The organism is Comamonas antarctica (assembly GCF_013363755.1).
Classification (GTDB): Bacteria; Pseudomonadota; Gammaproteobacteria; order Burkholderiales; family Burkholderiaceae_C; genus Comamonas; species Comamonas antarctica.
Window position 1 is genome coordinate 80182 of sequence record NZ_CP054842.1, and the last position, 26125, is coordinate 106306.

Below are 26125 nucleotides of genomic sequence, written 5' to 3' on the forward strand. Positions count from 1 at the left end.
TGAAATGTCTGTGGTGCGATTAGGCATCGGCGGTCCGGTTGGCAGCGGCAAGACGCGCATCGTGGAGCGCCTGCTCCCCATTTTTGCCGAGGAGGGTATTTCCACGGCAGTTATTACCAATGACTTGGTTACGCGAGAGGATGCGGAGCGTGTACGTCGATCCGGCTTGATCGATCCCGATAGGGTGTTGGGCGTCGAGAGTGGGGCCTGTCCGCACACCGCCATTCGCGAAGACCCGTCCGTCAACATCGAGGCCGTTGAATGGCTCGAACGGCGCTTTCAGCCAGACGTCATCCTCATCGAGAGTGGCGGCGACAATCTGGCCGCTACTTTTTCAAGTGAACTGGTGGATTGGTGGATGTTTGTCATCGACGTGGCTGGCGGGGACGACATACCGCGCAAGCGTGGACTAGGCGTTTTGCGAGCCGACCTGTTGGTGGTCAACAAGATCGACCTAGCTCCCCACGTTGACGCGGACCTCGACCGCATCCGCGCCGATGTGGCAATAGCTCGACCCAATCGTCCCTCGCTGTTCACGGATCTGCGTCGCGGTGAGGGTGTACGCGCAGTCTTCGAGGAGCTAAGGCGCTCGGCACTGTTCGGGCATGGCCGCACATGACCGACGGCCTGCTTCAACTTCGTCTGGCCTGCGACCGCCAAGGCCGTACCCGATTGGTGGAGCGTAAGCAGCGCTACCCGTTGACCACCACCGCTGTGCTGCCGCTCGACGCCGGTCCGGGCGCTCTCATATATGTACAAAACGCGGCTGGATCGGTATTTGGCGGCGACCGTTTGCACCTCGACGTGGCGTTGGGTGACGGCGCTGAGCTTTGTCTGTCGACACCGTCCGCCACGCGACTGCAAGGGGATACCCTGTCGGTGCAGACCTCGCACATTTCAGTGGGGAAAGGGGCCTTTCTCGAATCCATTCCCGACATGCTGATACCGCATGCGCGCTCGATGCATAGACAGGACACCCTGGTCGAGCTTGCATCCGGTGGGCGGGCGATCATCGCCGACGCGCTGGCTCCAGGCCGTGTCGCGAGCGGCGAGCGTCACGCATATCAGTTGCTCGCGCTGCGCTTGCGGGTCTGCGTCGAAGGGTCTTCGATCCTCCATGACGCCGCAACCTTTTGCCCTGATGAGGCGGATCCGTGGCTGGAGGGAGCACTTGGCAGGCAAGGCTATGTCGGGACGCTGTTCGCATTGACGCAGGAAGGTTGTGCGGCAGAACTCGCGGACAGGGTCCACGCCGGTATCGCAAGTGTGCAAGGAGTTTACGGTGGGGCCTCCCCATTGGCTTCTGGATATGGCGTCGTTGCCCGCTTGCTGGCCGACGACTCACCGCTATTGCGCCACGCAATGCAGCTCACGTGGGATCTCATGCGCCGCTGCCTGCTTGGCCGTCCAGCACCTCAACTGCGAAAGTAACTCCAATGATTGAACAACACTTTGACCCACCTATTGCAGCGCGAATCCTCGGCCGGGTGGGTGCGCCAGAGTTCGCTGGACGCTGGATCGAGCGGGTACCGGTACCCGCCGCGGATGCGGCACGCCGGCGCGTGCTGCTTCGCGGAGAGCACGGTACGGCCATCGCTGTGGATCTCCCCAAGCCAGCTTGGTTGTTTGATGGCGCGGTACTCCACGACAATGGCTGTCGCTTGCTTGTTGTCACCCGCCCACCGGAACCGGTCATGGTCATTGGGTTGGCACAACTCACACCCGCCGATACGCTCCGCATCGGCCATGCGCTGGGCAATCGGCACAGCCCTTGCGAACTGTCTGAGGGCGAGATCATCGTCCCGGTCACTGACACGCCAGAACTTGCCTCCCGACCCGTGTTGGCGCTGGGATTGGCCGGACTTCAGCTGCGTTTCGACCATCTGCCGTTTGCTGCCCAATGTCCACCGGCTTGCGGCGCAGCCGCACACGATCACCTGCCCCAACGATTGGATCACGGTTCGCATTTGCATCCGCATTCGACACATGCACGCCACGATGGATGAGACTGCTGCAATGCGCATGCTGACACTGATGCAGCTGTCGGACTCGGCGCTACCCATTGGCCGTCATGCACATGCGATGGGCCTGGAAAGGCTCATTCGAGACGGACGCGTGCAGACCCGCGAAACGCTGCGTGAGATGGTGGTCTCTGCGTTGATCCACGGGGCGGCTCGCTCCGATGGCACTGCGACCGCTCTCGCGCATGGCGCGGTGATGGCGCAGGACCTCGCCGCACTGCGCGGGGTAGACGCCAGGCTCGACCTGCTAAAGCAGACGCCCTCAGCGCAAGCCGCGTCCCGCCGCTGCGGCAGCCGCCTCGCGGCCATGGCTACCACCTTTGGAGCGCAGGCCCTGTTGACCGAATACGCCGCAGAGATCGCCGCCCAAAAGTCGCCTGGCCATCTCTCGGTAGTTTCCGGCGCTATTGCGGCCACTGCAGGTATCGATCGTGAACACGCAGTGCTGTGCGAAATGCGCGGAGTGGCATCCATGATTCTGTCGGCCGCGGTTCGTCTGGACCTCCTCGCGTCTGCAGCCTGCCAGGGCATGCTGGCAGAACTGTCCCAGCACATCGTCAAAGCTACGCGAATCGCCTTGCGCACAGGTCTTGAGGAGATGTCGTGCAGCGCGGCCGCTGGGATTGAGGTTGCCGCCATGCGACATGCCCGCGACGACGCTCGGCTTTTTGCCAGCTGATTCCTCCAAACCCCCTTGAAGGCATTTCATAGATGCAAAATGACCGGATGTTGCGCGTGGCTCTGGACTGGGCCGTGGACGAAATCGACCCACCCCGTTCTTTCGGCGGCTGGAACACTGGCCGCGTCGTGCAGCAAACGCACGAAAGCCTCGTCGAGGATGATTTCCATATGCCCCCCGGTTCAACCGGTGCGCCGACCCAAGTGGTGCCCAGGCTGGCCGAATCGGTGCAGCAATCGCCCGATGCCCGCCACTTCATCTTCAAACTTCGCAGAGACGTACGCTTTCACGACGGCGCCGAGCTGGATGCGGATGCCGTCGTCCTCAATTACCAGAGGATGTGCGATCCGGCCTCTCCCTATTACTCACATGTCGCTGCTGACTTCAATCGCGAAGGGGTAGGGCTCATCGACCACGTTCACGCGCGGGACTCGATGACAGTCGAGTTTCGCTTGAGCGAACCATTCCCGGAATTTCTGCGTTACATGACGCAGGAAGACGCGCCCGGCTCGCAGGCACTTATCAGCCCTAAGGCGATCCGAGAATTCGGACCGGATGGCTGCGCAGATCGCGCCCCAGGCACCGGGGCTTTTCGGTTCCATCGTCGATTTGAGACCGCGGGCGGATCGGCCGTGGAACTTCGACGCAACGCGGCGTATTGGGATGGCCCGCCGGCGATCGATGCCATCCAGTTCCTTCCAATTCCCGATCTGCAGGATCGCGTGCGGGCCCTGATGGAAGGCCAGGTGGACGTAGCCTACAGCCTCGAGGGCACCGATGTGGAGAACCTGCTGGCGCACGGTTTTAACGTGCCTGCGTTTTCCCCTCCGTACCTTTGGTACTTGGTGTTCAACCAACGTGACCCATGGGTATCCGATGGCCGGGTACGCCAGGCCATTGCACATGCCATTGATCGGAAGTCGCTTTGTGACGCGCTCTTTCCAGGAACTGTACGCCCTGCAACCTCGGCGATTCCACCGGGTGCGCCAGCGCATGATGCGCATGCATTGGAACGCTATCCCTACGACCCTGATCTGGCGCGCGCCTTACTGGCAGCGGCTGGTGTTCCACAGGGCTTGGTCCTGCATGTCATTGGCGCACGCGCGGGCTCGGCGCAACTCGATCCTGGAGCGATCTTCCAACGAATCGCACACGACCTCGCTGCGGTCGGGGTCCGACTGGAAGTCAGCTTGCAAGATGAATGGGTTGCCTATTGCAATCAATGGCGGCAAGGCGCACCGATGGGCGTCGCAATGAGCGAGATGAGCTGGGCCATGTCGTGCGACGTGTGGTTATCTCAGGTCCTGCACAGCCGCAACATGTCCCCACGCGGGTTCAATGCCGGGTACCACCACGATCCTGTACTCGACACGATGCTGGATCAGGCGCGGAGTACCCTGTCATTTGAAGAGCGAAAATCGCTTTACCGCGCCGCTGATGCGCGCGTCATGGAGACCCTCCCCATCCTGCCCCTGGTCACCTCGGCAAGAGGGATGATCGCATGCTCGCCCCGTGTCACTGGCCTGACTACAGTGAACCAGTGCTGGCAAGACTTTCGGCGCGTACGGTTCACTTAAATGACCGAAAGCATGCCGACCATGTCCCCTATCACGCACAACCCGGAGCCCTGGATCCTCGGCGTGCTCTATTCCCTCGATGGGCCGACTGCGATTTCCTCGCGCCAGCATGTGCAGGGAATCACGCTTGCTCTCCAAGAGATCAACGCCCGCGGCGGTGTGCGTGGGCGCCTGCTGAACACCAAGGCCTATGACCCGGGATGCGATCTTGCCCTCTATCGTCAGTGCGTGGACCGACTGTTCACCGAAGATGGCGTGGACGTGGTAATCGGATGCTGCACCTCACTGAGCCGCAAGGCTGTGCTGCCCACTATCGAGCGGCGCAATGGTCTGCTCCTGTACCCGGACCTATATGAGGGATTCGAATATTCTCCCAACGTGATCTACGCCGGCGCTGCCACCAACCAAAACACCCTTCCACTTGCTCGCTATCTGCTGCGAAGCGGGGCCCGCCGCTTCGTGCTTGTCGGCAGCGACTACATCTACCCGCGCGAGTCCAATCGCGTAATGCGCGATCTGGTCGAGCGCCAAGGGGGGGCCGTGCTCGACGAACTGTACCTCCCTCTACAGCCCGATGCGGCGCGCATGGCGCAGTTAGTGGAGCGTGTGGTTGAATTGAAGCCCGACATATTATTCAGTGCGCTGGTGGGCCAGTCGATCTGCGATCTTCTGCAGGCCTGCGCCAATGCAGGCATTGATGGCTCTATCCCGATTGCCAGCCACAACATCACCGAGGCGGAGATGCTCGCCTTGCCAAAGCCCCCAGTCGCCGGCCATATAACGTCGGCACCCTTCTTCGCAAGCCTCGACACTGCACCAAGTCAGCGCTTTGTGAACGGCTTCAGGCGCGCATTTGGTGCGCAGGCGCCGGTTTCCCAGATTGCCGCCGCAGCCTACAGCGTCGTCCATCTTTTTGCACGTGCTCTCGAGAAGTCTGGAGAGATGGACACCCAGTCCATCATCGACGCGATGCGAGGTGTGCCATTTGAGGCACCGCAGGGTCAGATGGTGGTCGACTACGACAACAATCACACCTGGATGACGCCGCGCATTGGCCGCTGGAATGGCCGCGACCAGTTCGACATACTCTGGCAGGCGAGCGAAGCCGCCCAACCCGACCCGTGGTTGGTGAGCTATGGTGGTGCCGAGACGCTTGCCGAAGCTCCGGGTCCGTGAACTCTGCTTCTTTAAATACATCGACATGAGCAATGATCCGATGCGCGAGCTGCGCGGCTTGAATGTGACGGTTTTGCATCCGCTGGACCGTGAGATCGAAGAATTGTTGCGCCATCTCAAGCGCATCGGCTGCCAGATCGACGCCTGCTGGCCGCCTCCGGCCAGTATTTCGGTATCGACCAGCGTTGTGTTCTTTGCAATCACCGCCGAAGGACCGCGTGTGACACTGCCACGATTCGTCGACCCCGCGCCGTGCTTGGTGGCCATCGTCGACTACGAAAGCCCCAGTGCAGTCAAGAGCCTTCTCGAATCGGAAGCGCACTGCTTCATTACCAAACCCATCCGCCCCTCGGGCATTGTTTCCAGTCTGCTGCTGGCACGTTCGCTACACGGCTACCAATCCCGCCTACTCGCTAAGGTCAACAAGCTCGAAGAAACGCTGCGCAGTCGGCGCGAGATAGAGCGCGCGACGCGAATTTTGATGGATATGAAACGCCTCGACGAAGATGCCGCATACCAGTTGATTCGAAGCCAGGCCACCTCGCAGCGCCTAGGGATGGGCGCTGTGGCACGCTCCATCATTACTGCACACAGGGTATTTGACAGCACGTCCACGGCAACCTCAGGCCCGAAGTTGGCACGGAAGGTGCTTGGACTAACACGGCGCTAGCTTAGAGAGCGCTTTCATGCACCGCGGCAGGGCTGCCGCACTTCAGTTGGCTAGGAAGCCTTCGTTCAATCGCCATGCGGCAGGACGAAGGCTTTTTTGTTTTTGACTTTCAAATCTCGATCGTGAGCCCTATGCGCAAATCAACTCAATTGTTTACCGCGACGAGCATCCTCGCTGCATTCGCGTCCGTGTCCCTGCTCGCCAGTCCCATCGCTGCGGCACAGCAAATGCCGCCTGTCGTGATTGGTACGGCGGTGGGCTTGAGCGGCGCAAACAGCGTCGTCGCTCCTTCTGTCGTACAGGCCACACAGCTCGCAATCGACGAAATCAACGCGGCAGGGGGAATTCTCGGACGCAAGGTGGTGCTTGAGGTTGCAGACGATGGCAGCGGTGCTGCAGGTGCCCAGAAAGCCTACGACTCGTTGCTGTTTCAAAAGAAGGTTGACGCTGTCATCTCCATGGAGACGAGTGCCGCACGCAACGCGGCACTCCCCATCGTCACCCGCGCCAAGAAGCCCTTTATCTACACCTCTTTCTACGAAGGCCGCTCCTGCAATAAGCACCTGTTCATCAACGCCTGGGTGCCGGAGCAGCAGGTTGCTCCGGTGGTCGACTATTTCAGCACAAAACTCAATACCAAGAGCTACTTCCTGATCGGAAGTGACTACGCCTTCGGCCGCGGCATGCTGGAGTTCACGCGCAAATACATTGCGTCGAAAGGACACAAGGTGGTTGGTGAAGAGTACTTGCCCATAGACGGCTCGGACTGGACAGCCATCATCAGTAAGCTCAAGGCCTCAGGCGCCGATGCCCTGATTAGCTCTACCTCAGGCGGGGCGCCCAACGTGACGCTCACCAAGCAGCTTCGGGCTGCCGGCGTCAGTCTTCCCTTCGGCAATCTGGCGGTGGATGAAGGCACCGCCAAGAGCATGGGCAGCGATGCCAAGGGTGTCTATACCGCGGGCTCGTACTACACCAGCATCGACACGCCGCGCAACAAGGAATTTCTGTCCGCGATGAGCAAGCGCTTCGGACCGGATATGAAGACACCTAACGATCTCTCCACGCCTCAGTACGAAGCTGTCTGGGCGTACAAACTCGCGGTTGAAAAGGCGGGCACTCTCGAAACCGACAAGGTCCTCAAGGCGCTCGGGGAAGTATCCGTCAACGGCCCACGCGGCGAGATCAAGATGGACCAGCAACACCACGCAGCGCTGACCATGTACATAGGCCAGGTGCAGGCTGACGGCAGCGTCAAGATCCTAGAGACGTTCCAGAACGTCGCTCCCGGTGCGCAGTGCCCGCAGCTGAAATAGCGCCAACTAGACGAACCAGGAACTGATGCTATGACCTTGGTGCTCGACATTCTGACCACCGCCGCCATCCTGTACGGCGTTTCGGCCGGCCTTCTGATCGTCTTCGGCGTCATGAAGATCATCAATTTCGCGCACGGTGCCTTCCTCACCGTGGGGGGATACGCCGCACTTCTGGTGACCAATTTAGGATGGAATCCCTGGTGGTCCTTGCCGGTAGCATTCGCCATCGGGGGCTTCCTTGGAGCGGTGGTCGAGCGCCTGGTGATGAAGCCGCTTTACCAACGCCCACTCGACGCCATCCTGGCGACCTGGGGATTGGCGATTGTTATGGGTCAATGCATCACTCTGGTCTTCGATCGTGGCGTGCAGTTCGTACAAAGTCCTCTCAGCGGCGCTTTTGACTTCGCCGGCTCTTCCTACTCAAGCTATAGGCTCTTGATGATTCCACTCTCGCTGGCAGTCGTCGGCGTGCTTGGCTGGATGATGAACGGATCTCGCCTGGGGCTCGTGACACGCGCAGTGATCATGAACGAAGACCTGGCCCGGGGACTTGGCATTAATACCAGCCTGGTGCGTCTGGCGACGTTCTCACTCGGTGCCGGACTCGCCGGTCTGGCCGGTTCCCTGATCACCCCGCTTTCCAGCGTCGACCCCAACATGGGCGTGCCTTGGCTTGTCAACGCCTTCATGATCGTGATGGTCTCTGGCGTTTCTCTGGTCAGTCTCGGCATCGCCTGTCTGGTACTCGGTGGCGCCCAAGTCTTGGTCAGCACCTGGGCCAATCCTATCTTGGGCGGGTTGACCATCGTGGTGCTTGCAGCGCTGATCCTTCGCGTGCGTCCGGAAGGCTTTGCACGAGGTTGAAACACACATGAACATTAGCACCCAACCCGTAGTCGCAAACCCCGCAGTGACCAGGCGTCGATTGGCCTTGCCCGTCGGTCTGGCAGCCGCAGGCATTGTTTTGCTTTTCATAGCGCCCGACGTATTGCCGACCTATCTGGTCAATACGCTCATCCGCGCCTTCCTCTATGCAGCGGTCGCCATCACAGTCGACATCCTTTGGGGCTACACAGGCATTCTGACTTTCGGACAGTCAGCGTTCTTCGGCCTCGGCGCCTATGCGGCAGCGTTGACTTTCACGCACGTCGGCTTTGGACCAGGAACGGCCCTGATGGCCTTCGGCATCGCCATCGCCGGCGCCATGCTGGTCGCTCTAGTCGTGGGCTGGTTCGCTTTCCATCCCGGTGCCTCGGCGCTTTACGGCTCTGTCATCACCCTGGTACTGCCCATCGTTGTGAGTCAGTTGCTGTATTCCGGCGGCAGCTTCACCGGCTCGAGCAGCGGACTCGCTGGGTTCGAGAGCTTTGACCTGTCCCTCGAGGCCTGGTTCCGTATCACCGCTGGCTTCCTGCTCGTGATCACCGCGGGCGCATGGGTCTTCGTTCGCAGCGACGCAGGCCGCATTCTCGAGGCCATTCGAGATAATGAACAGCGCTGCGCGTATCTTGGGATCAATGTCTCGCGCGTAAAGATTCTGCTCATGGTCGCCTGTGGGGCGGTCGCCTCCTGCGCCGGCTTTCTCTTCGCCTGCGTGCAGATGGTGGTGGCACCGGAATACGCTGGCTTCGCGTTCGGCACCGAACTGCTGATGTGGGTCGCTCTCGGGGGGCGCGGCACCCTGCTCGGACCGGTGATTGGTACCGTGCTGCTCGACAGCAGCACCTCCTACTTGAGTGGCAGCCTTCCGTTCCTGTGGAAACTACTGAGTGGTGTGGCTTTTGTCATCGTCATCGTTGCTATGCCACAGGGGCTGCTGCCAGCGCTGCTGAACGCTGTGCGTAGATGGTGTCGGCTCGGCACCCGGCGGAGCGCTGCGCGCGCAAGGGAGGGGGCACTGCGCGTTGCCGAACCACGGCCTCTCGCTGGCTTGGCCTCGGTCGGCCGGTTTGCGCTCAGCGTCGAAGACGTCCACAAGCGCTTCGGGAGTCTTCAAGTACTGCGCGGCATCGACTTCAAGGTGCGGCCCAACGAGCTGCTGAGCTTGATCGGCCCGAACGGTGCGGGCAAAACCACCTTGATGAAATGCATCGCCGATGGCGCTGAGCGGACATCGGGAACCATCAGGCTCAATGACCATGACATCCTTCGGTCCCCGCCAGCGACTTGTGTCGCACTGGGAGCAGGTCGCAAGTTCCAGAATGCCAACGTGTTCGAGTCACTGACGGTTGCGCAGGCCATGCGGGTGTCCCGCACGCGGCTCGAGCCGCCGTCACTCTTGCGGCGTGCCTCGGTTCTCGCATTGCCGGATGCCGCGCTCGAGGTGCTGCGAGCCACTGGGCTGGACAAGCAATTGGATGTCGCTTCGCGCGATCTCTCGCACGGTATGAAGCAAGCCCTCGAGTTGGCGATGGTGCTGGCGCTGGAACCTAACGTGCTACTCCTTGACGAACCCACGGCCGGGCTTACCAAGGCAGAACGTACGCAGATCGGAGCCATTCTGCTTGACCTGACTCGGAACTACGCTCTGTGCGTACTGCTGGTCGAGCACGACTTGGACTTCGTGCACGAGATCAGCAGCCGGATCATCGTCTTGCATCAAGGCCAGATCGTCCTCGACGGCAGTGTCGAAGAGGTTGTCAACTCCGAACTCGTTCGCGAGGTCTATGCCGGTGCTGGCGCACCTGGAGAACATGCATGAGTGCCGCACTTGAGGTCAGTGAGCTCACCGCCGGCTACGGCGGTGCAATGGTTCTGCACGGCGTGAGCCTTTCGGTTGCACCGGGGGAGATCGTTGCGCTGTTGGGAAAGAACGGCATGGGCAAGAGTACCCTCTTGAAAACCATCATGGGCCTGGTTGCGGCGCAACGTGGCACGGTGTCCATCTTTGGTGAAAATGTGAGTAAGCTGCGCGCGCACCAGGTGGCTCGGCGTGCACTAGCCTACGCCCCCCAGGAGAAGCCTCTGTTCCACGACCTCAGCGTCGAGCAGAACCTGCAGCTGGGGCTGCGCGAATCGAAATCGTTCAATAGGCAATTTGAGCGCGTCGCCGACGTCTTCCCGGTTCTGGCCACGCGCCTAAAGCAGCGTGCAGGAACGCTTTCGGGGGGCGAACAGAAGATGCTGCTGATTGCGCGCGCGCTCCTTTCCGCTCCAGCGCTCATCCTGATCGACGAGATCACCGAAGGCCTGCAACCCTCGGTGATCGAACGCTTGGCGGCAATTCTCAGGAGCGAGCGCGAGCGCTCGGGAACCGCCATGTTGCTGGTAGAGCAGAACGTCAGCTTCGCGCTATCGGTGGCCGACCGCTATCTGCTGCTCAAGCGCGGCGAGATCGTCAATGCAGCCAGGGTGGATTCCAATCAAGCAGCGCAGCATATCGCGGCCGATTTGGGGCTGTGACAGCGTAATTTGCAATTTCTTCCCATTTATACGCTCATGACAGCCAACCAAACTCCGATCTCGCTGCGAATCGCCTGCGTTCAGATGGAACCTCGTGTAGGCCAGAAGGTGGACAACCTCAGGCGCAGCCTGGAGTACATCGAAGCGGCAGCGGCCGCGGGCGCACGTCTTGTGGTGTTGCCCGAGTTGTGCAACACAGGCTACGTTTTCAATTCCCGAGAGGAGGCATTCGAGGCGGCGGAGCCGGTGCCCGGTGGTCCCAGCTGCGAGGCTTGGATACGCACTGCTGCAAAGCTTGGCCTTGTGATCGTCGCTGGCGTCTCTGAACGCGTTGGCGACCGGCTCTATAACTCCGCTGCGGTCATTGGTCCCGACGGGTACTTGGGCACCTACCGAAAGAACCACCTTTGGGACGCCGAGCAGCTGTTCTTCGAGCCGGGCGACCTGGGCGTGCCGGTGTTCGAATTCGAAGGGGGGCGCTTTGCCTGCGCTATCTGCTACGACATGTGGTTTAGTGAGATCTACCGAATGGCCGCAGTCGGTGGCGCCGAACTCTTGTGTGTGCCAACAAACTGGGTTCCCATGCGACACCAGCCGTCCGACCTTCCTACCATGGCGAATCTTCTCGCGATGGGCGGCGCGCACACCAACGCGCTGTTTGTCGCCGCAGCGGATCGCATCGGCATCGAACGCGGGCAGCCCTTCCTCGGCCGCAGCCTGATCGTGGGCCCCGACGGTTGGCCACTGGCCGGACCGGCATCACCCGACAGGGAAGAAATGCTGTTGGCGGAGATTGACTTCAACACTGCTCGCCAGCTGCGCGCCCTCAACGCTAACAATCACGTGCTGAACGACCGCCGTCCGCAGGTGTATGCACAGGTTTTGCAACCTCCTCTTGCATGACCTGGCCGCTGAGCGCGTCGAGCCTCAATACCGCTTGCCTGCGCGAGCTCCTGAGGCGATCCGTGTCGATGACACTGGATCAGTACGTCGAGCCAGTGTATAGGCGTGCTGGTACCGAGAGGGCGCTGGGCCAGGACCCGGATGCGCTGTTCGACCTGCGCGCCATCTTCCAGGAGCCGTACCAGGACATCGAGCTGCACGCCTTGCCGGCCCTGCTGCATCCGCAAAAGGACCGGCACGGACTCCATAACCTGGAAAAGGTGTTTGCCCCGGATCCCAGGAGCGGCCAGGACATCTTCGCGCTGCGCGACATCGACCGCAGGCGGGGCACGCTGGTGGTGGTGCGTTCCGACCAGTATGTGGCCCAGGTGCTGCCGCTGGATACGCATGTGGAGCTGTCGGCCTTCTTCGACGGCTTCATGCTTCCGACCTGACCGGCAGCGCGGGCCTGGCAGACGTCTGGGCGCGTCGGAGTAAGCGGCCAGCCACGCCACCTTGATCGTCCGCGAGTTCCGTAGGAGTCTCGTGTCCACCTCAACTCCCTTGGTGGACACGTGAACACTATTCCCGAACAAGTCATCGACGACCGCCGGCGCCGGCGCATTCACAGCGACGAATTCAAAGCCAACGCGGTGGCGCTGTGCATGCAACCAGGCATGTCGACGGCAGCAGTGGCAATGGCCAACGGCATCAACGCAAACCTGCTGCGCCGCTGGGTGCGGATCGCCGAGACGGTCCCCGCCATCTGCCGGCAGGATGCGCTGCCCGCACCTCAGCTTCAGGCGGCTCAAGTGCCGTCAGCCTTCGTGCCGATGCAACTGCCCGCCAAGCCAGCGGTGCCCGACACCCATATGCGTACCGTCAATTGACCGCAGCGGTCACGATGATCTCCACCAGAATGTCCTTCGCGCCCAGATCGCACTGGGCCGTGGCACGCGTGGGCGCAGCGCCCGGCGCGGTCCAGGCATCCCAGATTTCGTTCATGCCCGCAAAGTCCCGCTCCAGATCCTTGATCCAGATCTGAGCCGTCAGCAGGCGGCTCTTGTCCGTGCCTGCGTCGGCCAGAAACTTTTCTATCTTTGCCAAGGTCTGGAGGGTCTGTCCGCGGATGTCCTGGCTCCGGTCATCGGCGGTCTGCCCGCCGACAAAGACCATACCGTTGTAGACGACCGCACGCGAGCGGCGTGTATCGGTGGCGATGCGTTTGATTTCCATAAGAAACTCCATGGTTGGTTTATTGAAAGAGGGATACTGCCTTCACTCGCTGCCCGCGAGCTCGCTCAGCGTGATGGGCTTCAAAGGCGGACGGATGCGGTAATAGCCGACCTCGGCTGGGCTCAGCCGGCGTTCGCTGGCAATGATTTCCGTGACCGTGAGGCCGCAGAGCCGGCCCTGGCATGGCCCCATGCCACAGCGGCCAAAGGCCTTTGTCTGATTGGGGCCGATGCAGCCCACCTCGACGTAGCGTTTGATCTGCCCAGCCGTGACTTCTTCGCAGCGGCAGACCGTGACCTGGTCGTCCACAGGAATGCGGTGCGCATCGAGCGGCCGGTAAAGACTGTCCAGGAAAGGGCGTATCTGCGTGCTCTTGTTCAGCTCCCTGGCCATGTCTTCCCGTGTCGCGTCAAGCGCGCCAGGCGCGACCTTGTCCAGTCGGCGAGCAATGTCCAACGCTGCGAGCCGCCCTTGAGCGGCAGAGGCTTTGGCGCCGACGATGCCGCGGCTGTCGCCGGCGATGTAGATGCTGGTGTCCTCGATCTGGCCCGCCGTGTCGGTCACGGGCACCCAGCACAATTGCTGCTCGTCCCAACGATGTTCGGCTCTGAGCGACCAGCTCAGCTGTGTGTTGGGCACCACCCCCTGGTGCAACAGAACCAGCGAGGTCTCTATGCGCTTTTGCCGCCCGCCATGGGTGAACGAGATGGCTTGGGCCCGATCCTGACCTTCGATGGAAAAGGCGCTCGCACCGGCGTAGGTTTCGACCCCATGCGCACGGATTTTCCTGAGCATTGCTGCACCCTTGGCAAGGTCCTTCCAGCCACGCAATGCGCCTGGAAGATGGGGAGCAGCGCGCAGGTAGTCCGCCGTTGCCGTGGTGTGGATCAGCGCCTTGATGCGCACTCCCGCCTCCAGATATTGCTGCGCCAGCAGCAGCAGCAGCGGACCGCAGCCTGCGAGAACCACCGGTTCGCCTGGAACGGCTCCGGAGGTCTTGTAGAGGATCTGCGCCGCGCCCGCGCCCATCACCCCCGGCAGCGTCCAGCCAGGAACCGGAAAAGGCCGCTCCATCGCGCCACTGGCGAGCACCAGGCTGCGGCCGCGTACAGTTTTGCTGCGCCCGTCCTGGAGATAGGAAACGGTTTTGTCCCGGTCGACATTCCAGACCGCGGCCCCCGCCACATGCTGCGCACCGCAGGTAGCAAAGGTCTCGGCAAGCAGCGCGCCTGCCGCATAGTCCGGACCGAGGACCTGGCGCCGGCGCTGCGTCGAGTCCTGGATCGCGCGGTAGATCTGCCCGCCGACGCGCTGCTGTTCATCCAGTACCGCGACGGTCAGGCCCAGGCGGCGGGCTTCGATCGCCGCACTAAGGCCGGCGGGGCCGGCGCCGATGACCACCAAGTCAAACGTTTGCACGATGTTTTCCATGGTCAATCCTCTGCGCGCTGAATGACGAGTTCCGAGGCACCTTCCTGGCGCTGGATAACCATTCCGTCCTTGACGGCGACAAGGCACGACTGGCGACCAGGACGGCCATCGATGGCGACCAGGCACTCGAAGCACACGCCCATCATGCAGTAGGGCGCGCGCGACGCACCCGACACCGGGGTCGAACGAAAGCTGCGCACGCCCGACATCAGCAGCGCCGAGGCCACGCTGATGCCGGCAGGCACATTCAATGGCTGGCCTTCAAAGTGGATCTGCACCTTCTGCGCGTCTGCATCGGCTGACTGGACAAAAAGAGAAGTGCAGGGGGCTGCGGATTTAGTGTGCATTGCTGAATTTCCTGTTGGGATCCAAGAATCTTTCGCCGGCAAACTGTTCGATGCCGTCGGGCGCGGCAGTGACGCCGGCGACCCAGGAACCGATTTCAAAGGCATGCGAGCCGGCCAGGGAAACGCCGCTGTGGCTGGTTGCCACGAAGGCTCCGGGTGTTTTCTCGGATTCCTGGTAGATCGGGGAGCCGTCCGGTGTCATCACCCGCAGCGCCCCCCAGGCCCGCACCAGCTTGGCCGAGCCGAGAATCGGGAACGTCGCCACTGCGCGCTTGGCAATCCACTCGACGGCCGATACCGTGGTGCCATCGTCCCGCCCCACGTTTTCCACAGAAAAGCCGAGTTGGACCGTGCCTTCGGCGGTCTGGCGCGCCTTGTTGGTGGGATAGGGAAGGAATTTCTGCAGCCGCTCGGTGATGAGCACCTGCCCGCGATTGGCGATCACGGGAGCATGCATGCCCAGCTGCGGGGCCAGCGTGTCGTTGTTCAAGCCGGCAGCCAGAACGACTTTGTCCGCGGCCCATTTCTCGCCGTCCGCGCCAGTGGCGACAAAGCCTTTGTCGAAGCCGAGCGAGCGCACCTCGCGCACATCGACGCCGTTGCAGATGCGCCCGCCGTGGAGCTTCAACCCGGCGTGCAGCGCATGCAGCAGCTTGAGCGGGTTCACATGGCCATCCAGCGCGCACCAGCTGCCGCCCACGACGGACGGACCGATGGCCGGAAGGCGCGCCTTGAGTTCGTTGTGGTCGAGCATCTCGAACGGTGTGCGGCCGTCGGCAGCGTTGATGTCCGCCAGCAGCGCCTGCCGCTCGGCCATCTCCTTTTCGCTGAATCCCAGCCAGAAGCCACCGTTTTGCTGCAGGTCGACATCAATGCCGGTGCGTTCGTACAACTCCCTGGCTAGCGGCCCAAAGTGATCGACCGCATCCCGGCTCCAGCGTGCATAGCGCGCAAAGCCCGCGCCCTTGCTTTGCAGCCAGACGAGGCCGAAGTTGCCGCGCGACGCCCGATGGGCCACGTCTGCCTGGTCCAGCAGCGTCACCGAGCGGCCGCACCGGGCGGCGCCGTAGGCGATGGCGGCGCCGACCAGGCCGCCCCCCACGACAATGATTTCATTTGAAGACATAAGGATGCTTTGGATGGGTTCGGGCGACAGCGGCTGCACGCACTGCCTGGCTGCACGGTGCCCGGGAAGATGCGGCCGTCAATCCAGCGTGATCTTGTTGCGCTTGACGACTTCGCCCCAACGCGCGCTGTCGTTTTCCAGCATGCGCTTGTATTCGGCAATCGAACCAGGCGCGACCTTGGCACCGAGGGCTTCATGCCTCCTGATGACTTCGGGGTCCGCCAGCACGGCATTGATTTCGCGATGGAGCTTGTCGACGATGGCTTGCGGCATGTTGGCCGGCCCGACGATGCCGCCCCAGGTTTCCATCTCGAGATCGGGATAGCCCGCCTCGCGAATGGTGGGCACGTTGGGCAGCAGCGCCGAGCGCACCGGTCCCGTGATGGCCAGCGCCCTGATGCGCCCGGCACGCACCTGCGGCTCCATGGAGGTGAAGTTGCTGAACATCATCTGGATCTGGCCCGACGCCAGATCCAATTCCGCCGCGGGCGCGGTCTTGTATGGAACATGGGTCAGCTGCGCGCCCGAGAGATTGCCAAACAGGGCGCCCAGGACATGCAAGGCCGTGCCGCTGCCGGTGGAGCCATAGAAAACCTCGCCGGGATGCGATTTGGCATGAGCGGCCAGTTCTTCCACGCTCCTGGCGGAAAAATCCTTGTTCACGCCCAGCAGGTTTGGCTGCGTCCATTGCCGGGCGATCGGCGTGAAGTCCCGGGCGGGTTTGTAGGGCAGGGATCTGGCGGTCAAGGCTGTCACGGTGTAGGTCGCCAGATTGGCATTGCCGATGGTGTAGCCATCCGGCGCCGCCTTGGCCACGGCATCGAGGCCGATGACACCCGACGCTCCCGGTTTGTTCTCGATGACGATCGGCTGACCCAGTCTCTTGCCCAACGCCTCGGCCAGGATGCGCGCCGTCCCGTCCGCTGCGCCGCCGGCACCCGCATTGACGACCAATCGAATCGGCTTTTCCGGCCATTCGGCCTTTGCCGCAGTCGCCATGCACAGTAATCCCGCACCAATGACGCCCACTATCTCTGACCGAAAAGCGAATCGAGACCGCATGAAACCTCCGTTGAATAAACGTTCGAGGTTTCATCGTATGGACATATCGCTTTGTTATCCATGGACGCTAGAACATCGATCCATCCGCTTATGTGATGGATTCGCGGCTTGCTGCAGCCAGCAGTCGAATGAGCTCCCGCGCCGGCGCGGACAGCCGGGCATCCCCCATGGCCGTCGCATAGACCGTGTAGGCAATGGGGGGGCGCAGCGGCAAAACGATACCTCCATGCCTTCGGTGTTTCGCGCCGGTCATGGGATCGACCACGGCAATGCCCAGCCCTTCGAGGCACAGATCGCTGATTGATTGGAACAGCGAGGCTTCGACCATCGCATCCACCTGCACGCCGTTGGCATTGAGCCAGGCATTGAGCCGGGTCTGGAACGTCCCCGTGGGGCCGACGAAGGGCTTGCCCGCCAGCTCCGATACATCGACATATTGCGCCTTTGCATCGAGCCATTGCGAAGTGCCGATGCAGACGCATTCCGAAGAAAATTCGGCAATGGTCGCCAGCTCGCCCAGGGACAAGGCGTCGGCCGTCAAGCCAATGTCGGCCTGCCGGTTCTTGACGTGCCGCGCGACATCCACGTACGACGTGACGCGCAGCGTCACCAGAACATCCGGGAATTGCTGCCGGAGTTGCCGCACCACGCCAGGCATGATCGAGTGGCCGATCGAAGGCACCGCGGAGATGGAGAGATGGTCGAGCTTCTGTTTGCGCAGTTGGTCGGAGAAATCGACGATCTGCTCCAATCCCAGAAATGCTTGCTGCACCTTGGCCATGAGTGCATGGGCTTCCTCCGTTGGCTGGATGGAGCGTCCCCGCTTGGTAAAAAGCAGAAAACCGACCGATTTCTGCAGGTCAGCAATCAGCCGGCTCATTGCCGGCTGCGATATGCCCAGTGCCTCGGCACCGGCGCCAATGCCGTTGTGGAGCATCGCTGCGCGGAAGGCCTCGAGCATTCGGTAAGTGACGTCGCGTTTTGTCATGGTGAAATCAAGGGCTGTTTTCCGGCACGCCTGCGCCGTGTTGGCGCAAGCACTGGATTTTGCCAAAGGCAGGCACCGAGGCCCCACGCGGATGGGCGCCGGACTGAGCACTGCAATCGGGATGCGCCGCCTCAACACTCGACGATATTCACGGCCAGGCCACCTCTGGAGGTTTCCTTGTATTTCGTGAGCATGTCGGCACCCGTTTCGCGCATCGTTTTGATCTAATGCGCAGCAAACCCTGTCGTTCACAGCAGGGTCAGGAGCGCGGACGGCGAAGCCGTCCTGGAGAAACGGTGAATTTCCCTGCGCGGCGGCAATATCCCGCCGCGAGCAGGATGCTGTTCACAGGTGGAGTTCCTCGAAGCATGGGCCGGGATTGGATGCCTCAGGCACAGCATCGGCGCCTTCGTAGACGCGCGGTACGCGCTTCACATTGCACAGCAGCTCGTAGGCAATGGTTCCGGCGCCGGCCGCCACCTGGTTCACATCGATGGTCCTGCCCCACAGCTCGACCTTGCTGCCGATGCCGCACGCGGGAAGATCCGTGAGGTCCACTGTGAGCATGTCCATCGACACGCGCCCGATCAGTCGTGCGGCGTGCCCTTCGATGGCCACCGGGGTGTCCGCGGGCGCGCTGCGCGGATAGCCGTCGGCATAGCCGAGCGCGACCAGGCCGACGCGTGTGGGTCGCTCGGCAACGAAGCCGCCGCCATAGCCCAGCGGCGCGCCCGGCGGCAGCAGTCGCTCGGCGAAGACCTGGCTTTGCAGCGTCATCACCGGCTGCAGCGGCGCCTGCCGGTACGTCGGCGGCAGCGGGTCGGCGCCGTACAGCATGATGCCGGCCCGGCCCCAGCTGCGGCAGGCCTCTGGCCAGGCCAGGATGCCAGCAGAATTCGCCAGGCTGGCGCGCGCATCGAGCCCCCCGCAGGCTGCCTGAAACGCAGCGAGTTGCTTGGCAGTGGTGGACATGCCCGGTTCGTCCGCGCGCGCGAAGTGGCTCATGAGCACGACCTCGGCCACTGCCGGGCAGGCCTGCAGGCGCGCAAAGCCAGCGCGCATCGCTTCAGGGGCCATGCCGGCGCGCCCCATGCCCGAATCCATCTTGAGCCAGACATCCAGCGTGCCTGCCAGGCCACGTGCGCTCTCCAGCATGCGCAGCTGTGATTCGTGGTGCACCACCACTGCCAGCGCGTGCCGTGCCGCGACCTTCAGCTCTTCCCCGTCGAATGCTCCTTCGAGCAGCAGGATCGGTGCGGTGACGCCCGCGGCGCGCAGCTCCATTGCCTCTGACAGGAACGCGACGGCGAATCCATCCGCCATGCCGGCAAGCGCCAGGGCGCAGCGCACGGCCCCATGGCCGTAGGCGTCGGCCTTGAGGACCGCGAGCACCTTGCGGCCATGCAGCTTGCGCGCGGTGGCGTAGTTGTGGCGCAGCGCATCCAGGTCGATGCGCGCCGAGCTGGGCCGGCTCATGCCGCCATGGGGGCGGGTGCGGATGACGCACGGCGTCCCGAAGCGGCGTAACGGTCCACGCCCAGGCCCGCAGTATCGATTTCCGGCCGGCGCCCGGTGACCAGGTCGGCGACGACGCGGCCGCTGCCGCAGGCCATCGTCCAGCCGAGCGTGCCGTGGCCCGTGTTTAGGAACAGGTTGGCATAGCGGGTGGCACCGATAATCGGCGTGCCGTCGGGCGTCATCGGGCGCAGGCCGGTCCAGAACGCAGCGCGCTGCAGGTCGCCGCCCGGGAACAGATCGCTGACCACCATCTCGAGCGTCGCCCGCCGCCGGGGATCGAGCCGCATGTCGAAGCCCGCCAGTTCGGCCATTCCGCCCACGCGGATGCGGTTGTCGAAGCGCGTGATCGCGATCTTGTAGGTCTCGTCCAGCACGGTCGACTGGGGTGCGCGCGAAGCGTCCACTAGCGGGATGGTGAGCGAGTAGCCCTTGACCGGATAGACCGGAAGCTCGAGGTCCAGCGGCCGCAGCATGCCGCGCGAGAAGCTGCCCAGTGCCATCACATAGGAATCCGCCTGGAGCAGCCGGCCGCCGGCGCGGATGCCCTGGACCCGGCCGGCATGCGCTTCGATGCGTTCGATGTCCTGGCCGAACAGGAACCTTACCCCCAGGCCGCGCGCCATGCGCGCCAGCTCGGTGGCGAACAGCTGGCAGTCGCCGGTCTCGTCCCCGGGAAGGCGCAGGCCGCCGGTGAGCCGGTCCTGCGCATGGGCCAGCGCGGGCTCGGCGCGCGGCAGGGATTGCCGGTCCAGCAGCTCGTACGCGACGCCGCACTCCTCAAGGACCGCGATGTCGCGCTGCGCCGTGTCGATCTGCGCCTGGCTGCGAAACAGCTGCAGCGTGCCGCCGGTGCGCTGCTCGTACTGGATGCCGGTGTCGCTGCGCAGCGCGCGCAGGCAGTCGCGGCTGTATTCGGCAATGCGCATCATGCGTTCCTTGTTCACCGCGTAGCGCTGCGGGGTGCAGTTGCGCAGCATCTGCGCGATCCACATCAGCTGCCACAGGCTGCCGTCGGCGCGCACCGCGAGCGGCGCATGCTTCTGCACCATCCATTTGAGCGCCTTGAGTGGAATGCCCGGCGCAGCCCAGGGCGTCGAGTAGCCCGGCGAGACTTGGCCGGCATTGGCGAAGCTGGTCTCCAGAGCCGGGCCGGGCTGGCGGTCAATGACGGTGACCTCGGCGCCGGCCTTGGCCAGATAGTACGCAGTGGCGGTTCCGACGATGCCGCTGCCTGTAACAATGACTTTCATGGAGTGTTCGATGGTTGACGGTGGATCAGCAAATTCTAGAAAAGCATGTGCAGCAGATTTCACCGTTATTGATATCATCGGCAATTTAATCCACTGTTTTAAAGTTGCTTTGTGGGGATCGACAGACAATGTTCCAGACCGACCGGATCGACCTTGCCATCCTTGATGTCCTGCAGCGCCAGGGACGCATTTCCATGACGGAGCTGGCCGAGAAGGTGGGACTGTCGGCATCGCCCTGCACCGAGCGGGTCAAGAGGATGGAGCGCGAGGGCCTCATCGAGGGCTACCATGCGCGCCTGTCGCCCGAGGCGCTGGGCAGGACCCTGCTGGTGTTCGTGGAGATCAAGCTGTCCGCGAAGTCCGGGGATGTGTTCGACCAGGTGAAGAGGGAGCTATCGCAGATGCCCGAGGTCATGGAGGCCCATCTGGTCTCCGGCGACTATGACTACCTGGTCAAGTTTAGGCTGCGCGGCATGGGCGAGTACCGGCACCTGCTGGGAAACATCCTCAAGCGCTTGCCCGTCACGGCCGCGTCGCGCAGCGTGGTGGTGATGGAGGAGGTGAAGGAGTCGCTGCACCTGCCGTTGGACCGCTGAGCAGCGCGCCGCCTTATCCTTGCACCATGCCGCATCCAGACTGGCTCAGATCGACGGACGACGAAGTGAGCTTCCGCAAGCTGCGCGTGCTGCTGGCGTTCATGGAGTCCAGAAACCTTGCCCGCACGGCTGAGCAGCTTGAGACCAGACCGTGAGTGTCCACTACGCGCTGCACTTGCTCGAGGAAGGCGCGCGCTGCGCGCTTTTCCGCCACCAGGGCCGCAACCTCGTGTCCACGGAGGCCGCCCATGTGCTGGGGGAGGTCGCCCGGGAGGTGCTGCGCAGCATGGACAGCGACTTGCGCGCCACCCGGGCGGCAGGGGGCAGCGGCACGGGCTGGTTCAAGATCGGGGCCCGCTACTCGCTGACCATCCAGTTGGTGCCGCAGCTCATCGTCTCCCTACGGCACAGCACGCCAGACCTCGAGACCGAGCTCACCCTCGGCTCGAACGCGGAGCTGCTGGGTAAATTGCGCGAAGGGCACATCGATGCGAGTTCTCAGCAGTTAAACGAAAAGGGTTGCGTTATAGCGCGTGATAAGCAGCCGGTGTTATCGGTAGCTATTCCTGGCCAGCGTTGGCTCTCGATCCATGGGTGCGATTTGAGCCGATGGGAGTGTCCAGCCTGCTGACCGCCCAAGACCTTCGCAGAGCATTTTCGGGAATGGCGTGCCGCCCTCGCAGGCATGAGCGTGATCTACGCTGGCAACCAGGGAGAAAAATCCGATCATCCAGGCGACATGGTTGTTTTGGTTGACATGGTTGTCTAACTCCGTTAGATTGGAAACTCTGAAAAGGAGTTGCCATGTCCATTACCGCCCGTATGCGTGCCACGCAGAAGGTCGACATTCCGGCGTTTGTCGACAGTCTTCGCGAGTTCAATGATGGCATTTTGCGCATCGTCCCCTCGCCTGTGGACGGCAGCAAACACTTGGGGCCAAGCTTGCGTAAGGAGCTGAAGATTGCTTTGCAGGAGCTGGAAAACACCGTCCGGGTCCTGCGGGTAGCGGCAGTCGAGACCCCGGCAGCATCCGATCGAAGCAAAGAGCCGGGAAAGCAGTCTGGCGAGCATGAGACGCGCGCTGCCTTGGTTTTGGACAGCACTGAAACCATGGTCCGCAAGGGACAGCTGGTAACGCCTGTGGAATTCCAGGAGTTGATGGGATGGAGCTCCCGGCAGGCCGTATCCAAGGCCGCCAAGAACCACCGCATTTTCTCTCTGACACATAGAGCCGAGCGGTACTTCCCGACCTTCTATGCGGATTCTGCCTATGACCGCAGGCACCTGGAGGCGGTGACCAAGGCGCTCGGTGACCTGCCGGGAGGCGCGAAGCTGCAGTTCTTCCTCACGCGCAAGGGATCGCTGGGAGGCGAAACCCCGCTGCAGGCCCTTGCCGCCGGCCGGGTTGCGAAGGTCAAGGATATTGCCGCTGCGTTTGCCGAAGAGGCATGAGCCCAGTGTCGCTTCCATCGCCATCTGTCGACTTCTCCGACCTTCCGTTGCGCATCAAAGAGATCGCCGTGACTTCGCTCAAAAGGATCGGCCGGCGCAATACCGGGGAGCCTTATTTCGGAAAGCATGCAGCCAACCGGTTCGACGACCCGGACAGGCGGTTTGGGGCATGCTACTGCGGCCTGCAACTGGACACCGCCATCGCGGAGTCGGTGCTGCACGATGAATTGCCCGAGAAGGGGCAGTTTAGGATCCAGCAGGAAGAAATCGCAGCGCGCTATCTGGTGACTTTTGCTGCCGGTAACCATGAGGGCGTGCTGAGACTTGCCGACCTTACGGGACAGCACCTCAAACGCATTGGCGGAAACAACAGCCTGTCGGCAGAGTACCCCTACGACGTAACCCAGCAGTGGGCTGCGGCCGTCCATGCGCACCCGGCCCATGTGGATGGCTTTCTCTTTGTCTCCAAGCAGCTCAACGACAAGCGGGCCGCAGTACTGTTCGATAGGGCGCAAAACAAATTGGGCGCTCCATCCTATACACCCTTGTTAGGCGTCAGGGGGCTGACCCAGGCCAACAACAGGCTGGGCATTGTCATCGTGCAGTAGGGCTCGCGGTGGGACTTGGGCACCTGCGGCATGAAGCGCGGGCGCTGGGCGAGGTCACGGCCAGCGCCTTGATCTTCATGGCCTGGATCGGCATCGAAATTGCCGCATGGGCGCCGCGGCGGCAATCGCAGGGAAGAGTGCGGGTTGCAATGGCGAGTGGATCGAGAGCGCACTATAAGCGGCGCTTATCGGTAGCTCTTCCCGGGCGAGTAACAGGCTACCCCTTGCAAGTGCATGACGAGCTGCAGTACTTCAGAAGTTTTGCTTTGCCCTGCACAGACATTGCGGCATATGCCTAGCCGGTACCGCTTCAGATGGCAGCGACCTCACTCAGCCACCGAAAAGTCAAGTACTAGACGATGATTTCAGCACTCGACGATGTTCACGGCCAAGCCACCCCTTGAGGTTTCCTTGTACTTGGTGAGCATGTCGGCCCCCGTTTCCCTCATCGTCTTGATGACTTGATCAAGGCTCACGTGATGGGTGCCATCGCCGTGCAACGCCATGCGCGCAGCGTTGATGGCCTTCACCGACGCCACCGCATTGCGCTCGATGCAGGGAATCTGCACCAACCCCCCGACGGGGTCGCAAGTGAGCCCCAGGGGATGCTCCATGCCGATCTCGGCAGCGTTTTCAACCTGCTCGGGCGTGCCTCCCATGACGGCGCACAGCCCGGCCGCGGCCATCGAGCAGGCGACGCCCACCTCGCCCTGGCAGCCGACCTCGGCGCCCGATATGGAGGCGTTCTCCTTGTAGAGGATGCCGATGGCGGCGGCCGTGAGGAGAAAGTCGATGATGCCCTGCTCGCTGGCATCAGGCACGAAGCGCGTGTAATAGTGCAGGACGGCAGGAACGATGCCGGCGGCGCCGTTGGTTGGCGCGGTGACGACACGCCCACCTGCGGCGTTCTCTTCGTTCACGGCAAGCGCGAACAGGTTGACCCAGTCCATGACGGCAAGCGGGTCCGCCTGAATTGCAGGCGCCTGGCCCAGCCTTTGCGCCCAGGCCGCCGCGCGGCGCCTGACCTTGAATCCGCCTGGCAGCGTACCCTCGGTGCGGCAGCCCCGGTCGACGCACTGGCGCATCACGTCCCAGATCTTCAAAAGCCCGGCGCGCGTTTCGGCGTCATCGCGCCAATGCCGCTCGTTGCGCCGCATCACTTCGGCGATGCTGCAGTGGTTCTGCCGGGTCAGCCGCAGCAGGTCGTCGCCGCTCTTGAACGGCAGGGGCAGCGCCGTGGTGTCTGGCGCAATGACCTTCTGCCGCGTGCCGTCGGCCGCCAGGTCCGAGCTCACGACAAATCCGCCGCCAACCGAGTAATAGGTCTTCTCGAGCAGGCTGCTGCCCTGCGCGTCGAAGGCCGTGAAGCGCATGCCGTTGGGATGAAAAGGCAGCGCCTTGAGGCCGTAGAGCAGGACATCCTTCTTGAAGTCGAGGCCAATCGCGTGCTGGCCATCGAGCCGCAGCGAATTCGAGTCGCGGATGTCCTGCAGGATCGAGGGCACCGCATCCACATCCACCGTGTCCGGCTCATGGCCGGCCAGGCCCAGGAGGACCGCCGTATCCGTTCCATGCCCCTTTCCCGTGGCTCCAAGCGAGCCGAACATTTCGGCGACGACCCGGTGCACCGGGCCGAGCAGCCCCTGCTCCCGCAGCGCATGCGTGAACATCCTGGCGGCCCGCATCGGCCCCACTGTATGGGAACTCGAAGGTCCGATGCCAATCTTGAAAAGGTCGAAAACGCTGACTGCCATGGAAATTCCAAATCACTGTGAAGCTTGTATTGAGCGGCATCGTAGAAGAAGCGTTGTGCCAATAAAATTTATCTTTCATTGGCCAATACATTAGATAAATTTAATCATTGGAAGGGTTTCGCAGATGGATATCACCCGGCTCAGGGCCCTGCGGGAGCTTGCCATCAGGCATACCATCACCGCCGCGGCGCAGGCACTAAACCTGACCGCATCGGCCGTCTCCCAGCAGATAAGCCAGCTGGAAGATGAGGTGGGAGTGGCCCTCACCGAGCGCAGCGGTCGCGGGGTGAGGCTGACGCCTGCGGGCGAGGTGCTGGTGGCGCATGCCGAGCGCGTGATGACCGTGCTCGACGAGGCGAAGTCCGAGATGGCAGTCATCCGCAACGATATCGCGGGGACCCTGCGCGTGGCCGCGTTCGCGACAGCCGCCGCGGCATTGCTGCCGCCCGTGTTGAAGGCGCTGCAGCAGGCCTATCCGAGACTGCAGATCGCGCTCATCGAAATGGAGCCCGCGGAAGGCCTGGCCGCACTGGGCTCGTGGGATGCGGACCTGGCCATCGTCGACGACCTGTCCGTGCGCCTGGCCCGGATGGAGCGGACGGTCCAGAAGGTCAAGCTCATCGACGACGAGCTGCTCGTGGCGATGGCGCAGGACCATCCCCTGGCCCACCGGACATCGATTGCCCTGCCCGAGCTCAAGGACGAGATGTGGGCGCTGGACTCCGCAACCAGCTTCTACGGCGAGTTCGTGCTCGGCCTGTGCCGCAAGGCTGGGTTCGATCCCAAGGTGAACGCTGCCTGCAGAGGCGCCGAGATCATCGCCGCGATGGTGGAGTCGGGCTGCTCCATCTCCCTCATTCCGGGGCTCAGGCTGGGGCAGATGACGCAGCAGCTGGCGGCCCGTCCGCTGCGGCCGTCCGTCACGCGCAAGATCTCCGTGGCGTTTCGCGCCGGCGAGCGCAGCCACCCCTCGGTGAAGGTATTCGTGCAAGCGCTGCAGCGAAGCCTGGAGCCGGCGCCGCAATGACTCTGCC

The 26125-nt window shown here is 62.6% G+C and carries 29 protein-coding genes; 20 read left to right on the forward strand and 9 right to left on the reverse strand.

Translation table 11 applies throughout. The annotated features are described in order from the left end of the window. Positions 1–4: 4 nt before the first annotated feature. The 14 genes from ureG to HUK68_RS22725 all read left to right on the forward strand — a co-directional run bounded on the left by ureG (position 5) and on the right by HUK68_RS22725 (position 12613). A complete protein-coding gene (ureG, locus tag HUK68_RS22660) occupies positions 5–619 on the forward strand; it encodes an urease accessory protein UreG (protein WP_137923800.1) in 615 nt (204 codons plus the stop codon). After that, complete coding sequence (locus tag HUK68_RS22665) at positions 616–1431, forward strand: urease accessory protein UreD (RefSeq protein WP_175506528.1); 816 nt, start codon at positions 616–618, stop codon at positions 1429–1431. Before ureG ends, HUK68_RS22665 begins: the two co-directional genes overlap by 4 nt. A gap of 5 nt (positions 1432–1436) precedes the next feature. Then, the gene (locus HUK68_RS23550) at positions 1437–2006 is read left to right on the forward strand and encodes an urease accessory protein UreE (RefSeq protein ID WP_175506529.1); all 570 of its coding nucleotides are present in this window, start codon (positions 1437–1439) and stop codon (positions 2004–2006) included. Beyond that, a complete protein-coding gene (locus HUK68_RS22675) occupies positions 1987–2700 on the forward strand; it encodes an urease accessory protein UreF (RefSeq protein ID WP_137923803.1) in 714 nt (237 codons plus the stop codon). The genes HUK68_RS23550 and HUK68_RS22675 overlap by 20 nt, the downstream gene beginning before the upstream one ends. A 74-nt stretch (positions 2701–2774) precedes the next feature. Next, the gene (locus tag HUK68_RS22680; protein ID WP_244146442.1) at positions 2775–4277 is read left to right on the forward strand and encodes an ABC transporter substrate-binding protein; all 1503 of its coding nucleotides are present in this window, start codon (positions 2775–2777) and stop codon (positions 4275–4277) included. A gap of 21 nt (positions 4278–4298) precedes the next feature. After that, the gene (locus HUK68_RS22685; protein ID WP_175506531.1) at positions 4299–5453 is read left to right on the forward strand and encodes a transporter substrate-binding domain-containing protein; all 1155 of its coding nucleotides are present in this window, start codon (positions 4299–4301) and stop codon (positions 5451–5453) included. A gap of 25 nt (positions 5454–5478) precedes the next feature. After that, complete coding sequence (locus HUK68_RS22690; protein WP_175506532.1) at positions 5479–6123, forward strand: ANTAR domain-containing response regulator; 645 nt, start codon at positions 5479–5481, stop codon at positions 6121–6123. 227 nt (positions 6124–6350) lie between these two features. After that, entirely contained in the window at positions 6351–7439 is a 1089-nt protein-coding gene (locus tag HUK68_RS22695; RefSeq protein WP_434082481.1) for a substrate-binding protein, read from the forward strand. Between the two features lie 30 nt (positions 7440–7469). Continuing rightward, positions 7470–8303 carry a branched-chain amino acid ABC transporter permease gene (locus HUK68_RS22700; RefSeq protein WP_175506533.1) on the forward strand — a complete coding sequence of 278 codons (834 nt, stop codon included), beginning with the start codon at positions 7470–7472 and terminating at the stop codon, positions 8301–8303. Positions 8304–8310: 7 nt separating this feature from the next. Then, positions 8311–10140: a branched-chain amino acid ABC transporter ATP-binding protein/permease gene (locus tag HUK68_RS22705; RefSeq protein WP_175506534.1), complete on the forward strand. Its 1830-nt coding sequence runs from the start codon at positions 8311–8313 to the stop codon at positions 10138–10140. After that, complete coding sequence (locus HUK68_RS22710; RefSeq protein WP_137923809.1) at positions 10137–10841, forward strand: ABC transporter ATP-binding protein; 705 nt, start codon at positions 10137–10139, stop codon at positions 10839–10841. Before HUK68_RS22705 ends, HUK68_RS22710 begins: the two co-directional genes overlap by 4 nt. Positions 10842–10877: 36 nt before the next feature. Beyond that, positions 10878–11744, forward strand: coding sequence for a nitrilase family protein (locus tag HUK68_RS22715; RefSeq protein WP_175506535.1), 867 nt, complete (start codon positions 10878–10880; stop codon positions 11742–11744). Then, the gene (locus tag HUK68_RS22720) at positions 11741–12178 is read left to right on the forward strand and encodes a hypothetical protein (RefSeq protein ID WP_175506536.1); all 438 of its coding nucleotides are present in this window, start codon (positions 11741–11743) and stop codon (positions 12176–12178) included. Before HUK68_RS22715 ends, HUK68_RS22720 begins: the two co-directional genes overlap by 4 nt. Positions 12179–12298: 120 nt before the next feature. Further along, positions 12299–12613, forward strand: coding sequence for a transposase (locus HUK68_RS22725; protein ID WP_175506537.1), 315 nt, complete (start codon positions 12299–12301; stop codon positions 12611–12613). Here HUK68_RS22725 and HUK68_RS22730 read toward each other — a convergent pair. The 8 genes from HUK68_RS22730 to HUK68_RS22765 all read right to left on the reverse strand — a co-directional run bounded on the left by HUK68_RS22730 (position 12606) and on the right by HUK68_RS22765 (position 20681). Continuing rightward, positions 12606–12959, reverse strand: a complete 354-nt coding sequence (locus tag HUK68_RS22730) for a RidA family protein (RefSeq protein WP_175506538.1) — start codon at positions 12957–12959, stop codon at positions 12606–12608. The genes HUK68_RS22725 and HUK68_RS22730 overlap by 8 nt on opposite strands. A gap of 42 nt (positions 12960–13001) precedes the next feature. Beyond that, the gene (locus HUK68_RS22735) at positions 13002–14390 is read right to left on the reverse strand and encodes an NAD(P)/FAD-dependent oxidoreductase (protein ID WP_175506539.1); all 1389 of its coding nucleotides are present in this window, start codon (positions 14388–14390) and stop codon (positions 13002–13004) included. 2 nt (positions 14391–14392) lie between these two features. After that, entirely contained in the window at positions 14393–14737 is a 345-nt protein-coding gene (locus tag HUK68_RS22740; RefSeq protein ID WP_175506540.1) for a (2Fe-2S)-binding protein, read from the reverse strand. Continuing rightward, positions 14727–15863 (reverse strand): NAD(P)/FAD-dependent oxidoreductase, encoded by a 1137-nt coding sequence (locus HUK68_RS22745; RefSeq protein ID WP_175506601.1) that lies wholly within the window; start codon positions 15861–15863, stop codon positions 14727–14729. The genes HUK68_RS22740 and HUK68_RS22745 overlap by 11 nt, the downstream gene beginning before the upstream one ends. A 78-nt stretch (positions 15864–15941) precedes the next feature. Further along, positions 15942–16925, reverse strand: a complete 984-nt coding sequence (locus HUK68_RS22750) for a Bug family tripartite tricarboxylate transporter substrate binding protein (protein WP_175506541.1) — start codon at positions 16923–16925, stop codon at positions 15942–15944. An 88-nt stretch (positions 16926–17013) separates the two neighbouring features. Then, entirely contained in the window at positions 17014–17913 is a 900-nt protein-coding gene (locus tag HUK68_RS22755; RefSeq protein ID WP_175506542.1) for a LysR family transcriptional regulator, read from the reverse strand. 345 nt (positions 17914–18258) lie between these two features. After that, the gene (alr, locus tag HUK68_RS22760; RefSeq protein WP_175506543.1) at positions 18259–19389 is read right to left on the reverse strand and encodes an alanine racemase; all 1131 of its coding nucleotides are present in this window, start codon (positions 19387–19389) and stop codon (positions 18259–18261) included. Continuing rightward, positions 19386–20681, reverse strand: a complete 1296-nt coding sequence (locus tag HUK68_RS22765; protein ID WP_175506544.1) for a D-amino acid dehydrogenase — start codon at positions 20679–20681, stop codon at positions 19386–19388. The genes alr and HUK68_RS22765 overlap by 4 nt, the downstream gene beginning before the upstream one ends. Before the next feature lie 128 nt (positions 20682–20809). Between HUK68_RS22765 and HUK68_RS22770 the strand changes: the two genes are divergently transcribed. From HUK68_RS22770 to HUK68_RS22785, 5 genes are all read left to right on the forward strand, one after another. Beyond that, a complete protein-coding gene (locus HUK68_RS22770) occupies positions 20810–21277 on the forward strand; it encodes an Lrp/AsnC ligand binding domain-containing protein (RefSeq protein ID WP_175506545.1) in 468 nt (155 codons plus the stop codon). A 26-nt stretch (positions 21278–21303) separates the two neighbouring features. Continuing rightward, on the forward strand, positions 21304–21432 hold the full coding sequence (locus HUK68_RS23475) for a hypothetical protein (protein WP_279614328.1): 129 nt from the start codon (positions 21304–21306) through the stop codon (positions 21430–21432). Continuing rightward, complete coding sequence (locus HUK68_RS22775; protein ID WP_244146430.1) at positions 21429–21908, forward strand: LysR family transcriptional regulator; 480 nt, start codon at positions 21429–21431, stop codon at positions 21906–21908. Before HUK68_RS23475 ends, HUK68_RS22775 begins: the two co-directional genes overlap by 4 nt. Before the next feature lie 173 nt (positions 21909–22081). Continuing rightward, positions 22082–22729, forward strand: a complete 648-nt coding sequence (locus tag HUK68_RS22780; RefSeq protein WP_175506546.1) for a hypothetical protein — start codon at positions 22082–22084, stop codon at positions 22727–22729. Positions 22730–22797: 68 nt separating this feature from the next. After that, entirely contained in the window at positions 22798–23337 is a 540-nt protein-coding gene (locus HUK68_RS22785; RefSeq protein WP_175506547.1) for an RES family NAD+ phosphorylase, read from the forward strand. A gap of 365 nt (positions 23338–23702) precedes the next feature. Here HUK68_RS22785 and HUK68_RS22790 read toward each other — a convergent pair whose 3' ends face one another. After that, entirely contained in the window at positions 23703–25091 is a 1389-nt protein-coding gene (locus HUK68_RS22790; protein WP_175506548.1) for an L-serine ammonia-lyase, read from the reverse strand. A 124-nt stretch (positions 25092–25215) separates the two neighbouring features. Between HUK68_RS22790 and HUK68_RS22795 the strand changes: the two genes are divergently transcribed. Further along, a complete protein-coding gene (locus HUK68_RS22795; protein ID WP_175506549.1) occupies positions 25216–26118 on the forward strand; it encodes a LysR family transcriptional regulator in 903 nt (300 codons plus the stop codon). The last annotated feature ends 7 nt before the right edge of the window (positions 26119–26125 follow it).

What these genes read in the sequence shown, in the direction of transcription:
- ureG (WP_137923800.1), top strand. Translation starts at nt 5, where the DNA reads ATGTCTGTGGTGCGATTAGGCATCGGCGGTCCGGTTGGCAGCGGCAAG.
- HUK68_RS22665 (WP_175506528.1), top strand. Translation starts at nt 616, where the DNA reads ATGACCGACGGCCTGCTTCAACTTCGTCTGGCCTGCGACCGCCAAGGC.
- HUK68_RS23550 (WP_175506529.1), top strand. Translation starts at nt 1,437, where the DNA reads ATGATTGAACAACACTTTGACCCACCTATTGCAGCGCGAATCCTCGGC.
- HUK68_RS22675 (WP_137923803.1), top strand. Translation starts at nt 1,987, where the DNA reads ATGCACGCCACGATGGATGAGACTGCTGCAATGCGCATGCTGACACTG.
- HUK68_RS22685 (WP_175506531.1), top strand. Translation starts at nt 4,299, where the DNA reads ATGTCCCCTATCACGCACAACCCGGAGCCCTGGATCCTCGGCGTGCTC.
- HUK68_RS22690 (WP_175506532.1), top strand. Translation starts at nt 5,479, where the DNA reads ATGAGCAATGATCCGATGCGCGAGCTGCGCGGCTTGAATGTGACGGTT.
- HUK68_RS22695 (WP_434082481.1), top strand. Translation starts at nt 6,351, where the DNA reads ATGCCGCCTGTCGTGATTGGTACGGCGGTGGGCTTGAGCGGCGCAAAC.
- HUK68_RS22700 (WP_175506533.1), top strand. Translation starts at nt 7,470, where the DNA reads ATGACCTTGGTGCTCGACATTCTGACCACCGCCGCCATCCTGTACGGC.
- HUK68_RS22705 (WP_175506534.1), top strand. Translation starts at nt 8,311, where the DNA reads ATGAACATTAGCACCCAACCCGTAGTCGCAAACCCCGCAGTGACCAGG.
- HUK68_RS22710 (WP_137923809.1), top strand. Translation starts at nt 10,137, where the DNA reads ATGAGTGCCGCACTTGAGGTCAGTGAGCTCACCGCCGGCTACGGCGGT.
- HUK68_RS22715 (WP_175506535.1), top strand. Translation starts at nt 10,878, where the DNA reads ATGACAGCCAACCAAACTCCGATCTCGCTGCGAATCGCCTGCGTTCAG.
- HUK68_RS22720 (WP_175506536.1), top strand. Translation starts at nt 11,741, where the DNA reads ATGACCTGGCCGCTGAGCGCGTCGAGCCTCAATACCGCTTGCCTGCGC.
- HUK68_RS22730 (WP_175506538.1), bottom strand. Translation starts at nt 12,959, where the DNA reads ATGGAAATCAAACGCATCGCCACCGATACACGCCGCTCGCGTGCGGTC.
- HUK68_RS22735 (WP_175506539.1), bottom strand. Translation starts at nt 14,390, where the DNA reads ATGGAAAACATCGTGCAAACGTTTGACTTGGTGGTCATCGGCGCCGGC.
- HUK68_RS22740 (WP_175506540.1), bottom strand. Translation starts at nt 14,737, where the DNA reads ATGCACACTAAATCCGCAGCCCCCTGCACTTCTCTTTTTGTCCAGTCA.
- HUK68_RS22745 (WP_175506601.1), bottom strand. Translation starts at nt 15,863, where the DNA reads ATGTCTTCAAATGAAATCATTGTCGTGGGGGGCGGCCTGGTCGGCGCC.
- HUK68_RS22750 (WP_175506541.1), bottom strand. Translation starts at nt 16,925, where the DNA reads ATGCGGTCTCGATTCGCTTTTCGGTCAGAGATAGTGGGCGTCATTGGT.
- HUK68_RS22755 (WP_175506542.1), bottom strand. Translation starts at nt 17,913, where the DNA reads ATGACAAAACGCGACGTCACTTACCGAATGCTCGAGGCCTTCCGCGCA.
- alr (WP_175506543.1), bottom strand. Translation starts at nt 19,389, where the DNA reads ATGAGCCGGCCCAGCTCGGCGCGCATCGACCTGGATGCGCTGCGCCAC.
- HUK68_RS22765 (WP_175506544.1), bottom strand. Translation starts at nt 20,681, where the DNA reads ATGAAAGTCATTGTTACAGGCAGCGGCATCGTCGGAACCGCCACTGCG.
- HUK68_RS22770 (WP_175506545.1), top strand. Translation starts at nt 20,810, where the DNA reads ATGTTCCAGACCGACCGGATCGACCTTGCCATCCTTGATGTCCTGCAG.
- HUK68_RS23475 (WP_279614328.1), top strand. Translation starts at nt 21,304, where the DNA reads ATGCCGCATCCAGACTGGCTCAGATCGACGGACGACGAAGTGAGCTTC.
- HUK68_RS22780 (WP_175506546.1), top strand. Translation starts at nt 22,082, where the DNA reads ATGTCCATTACCGCCCGTATGCGTGCCACGCAGAAGGTCGACATTCCG.
- HUK68_RS22790 (WP_175506548.1), bottom strand. Translation starts at nt 25,091, where the DNA reads ATGGCAGTCAGCGTTTTCGACCTTTTCAAGATTGGCATCGGACCTTCG.
- HUK68_RS22795 (WP_175506549.1), top strand. Translation starts at nt 25,216, where the DNA reads ATGGATATCACCCGGCTCAGGGCCCTGCGGGAGCTTGCCATCAGGCAT.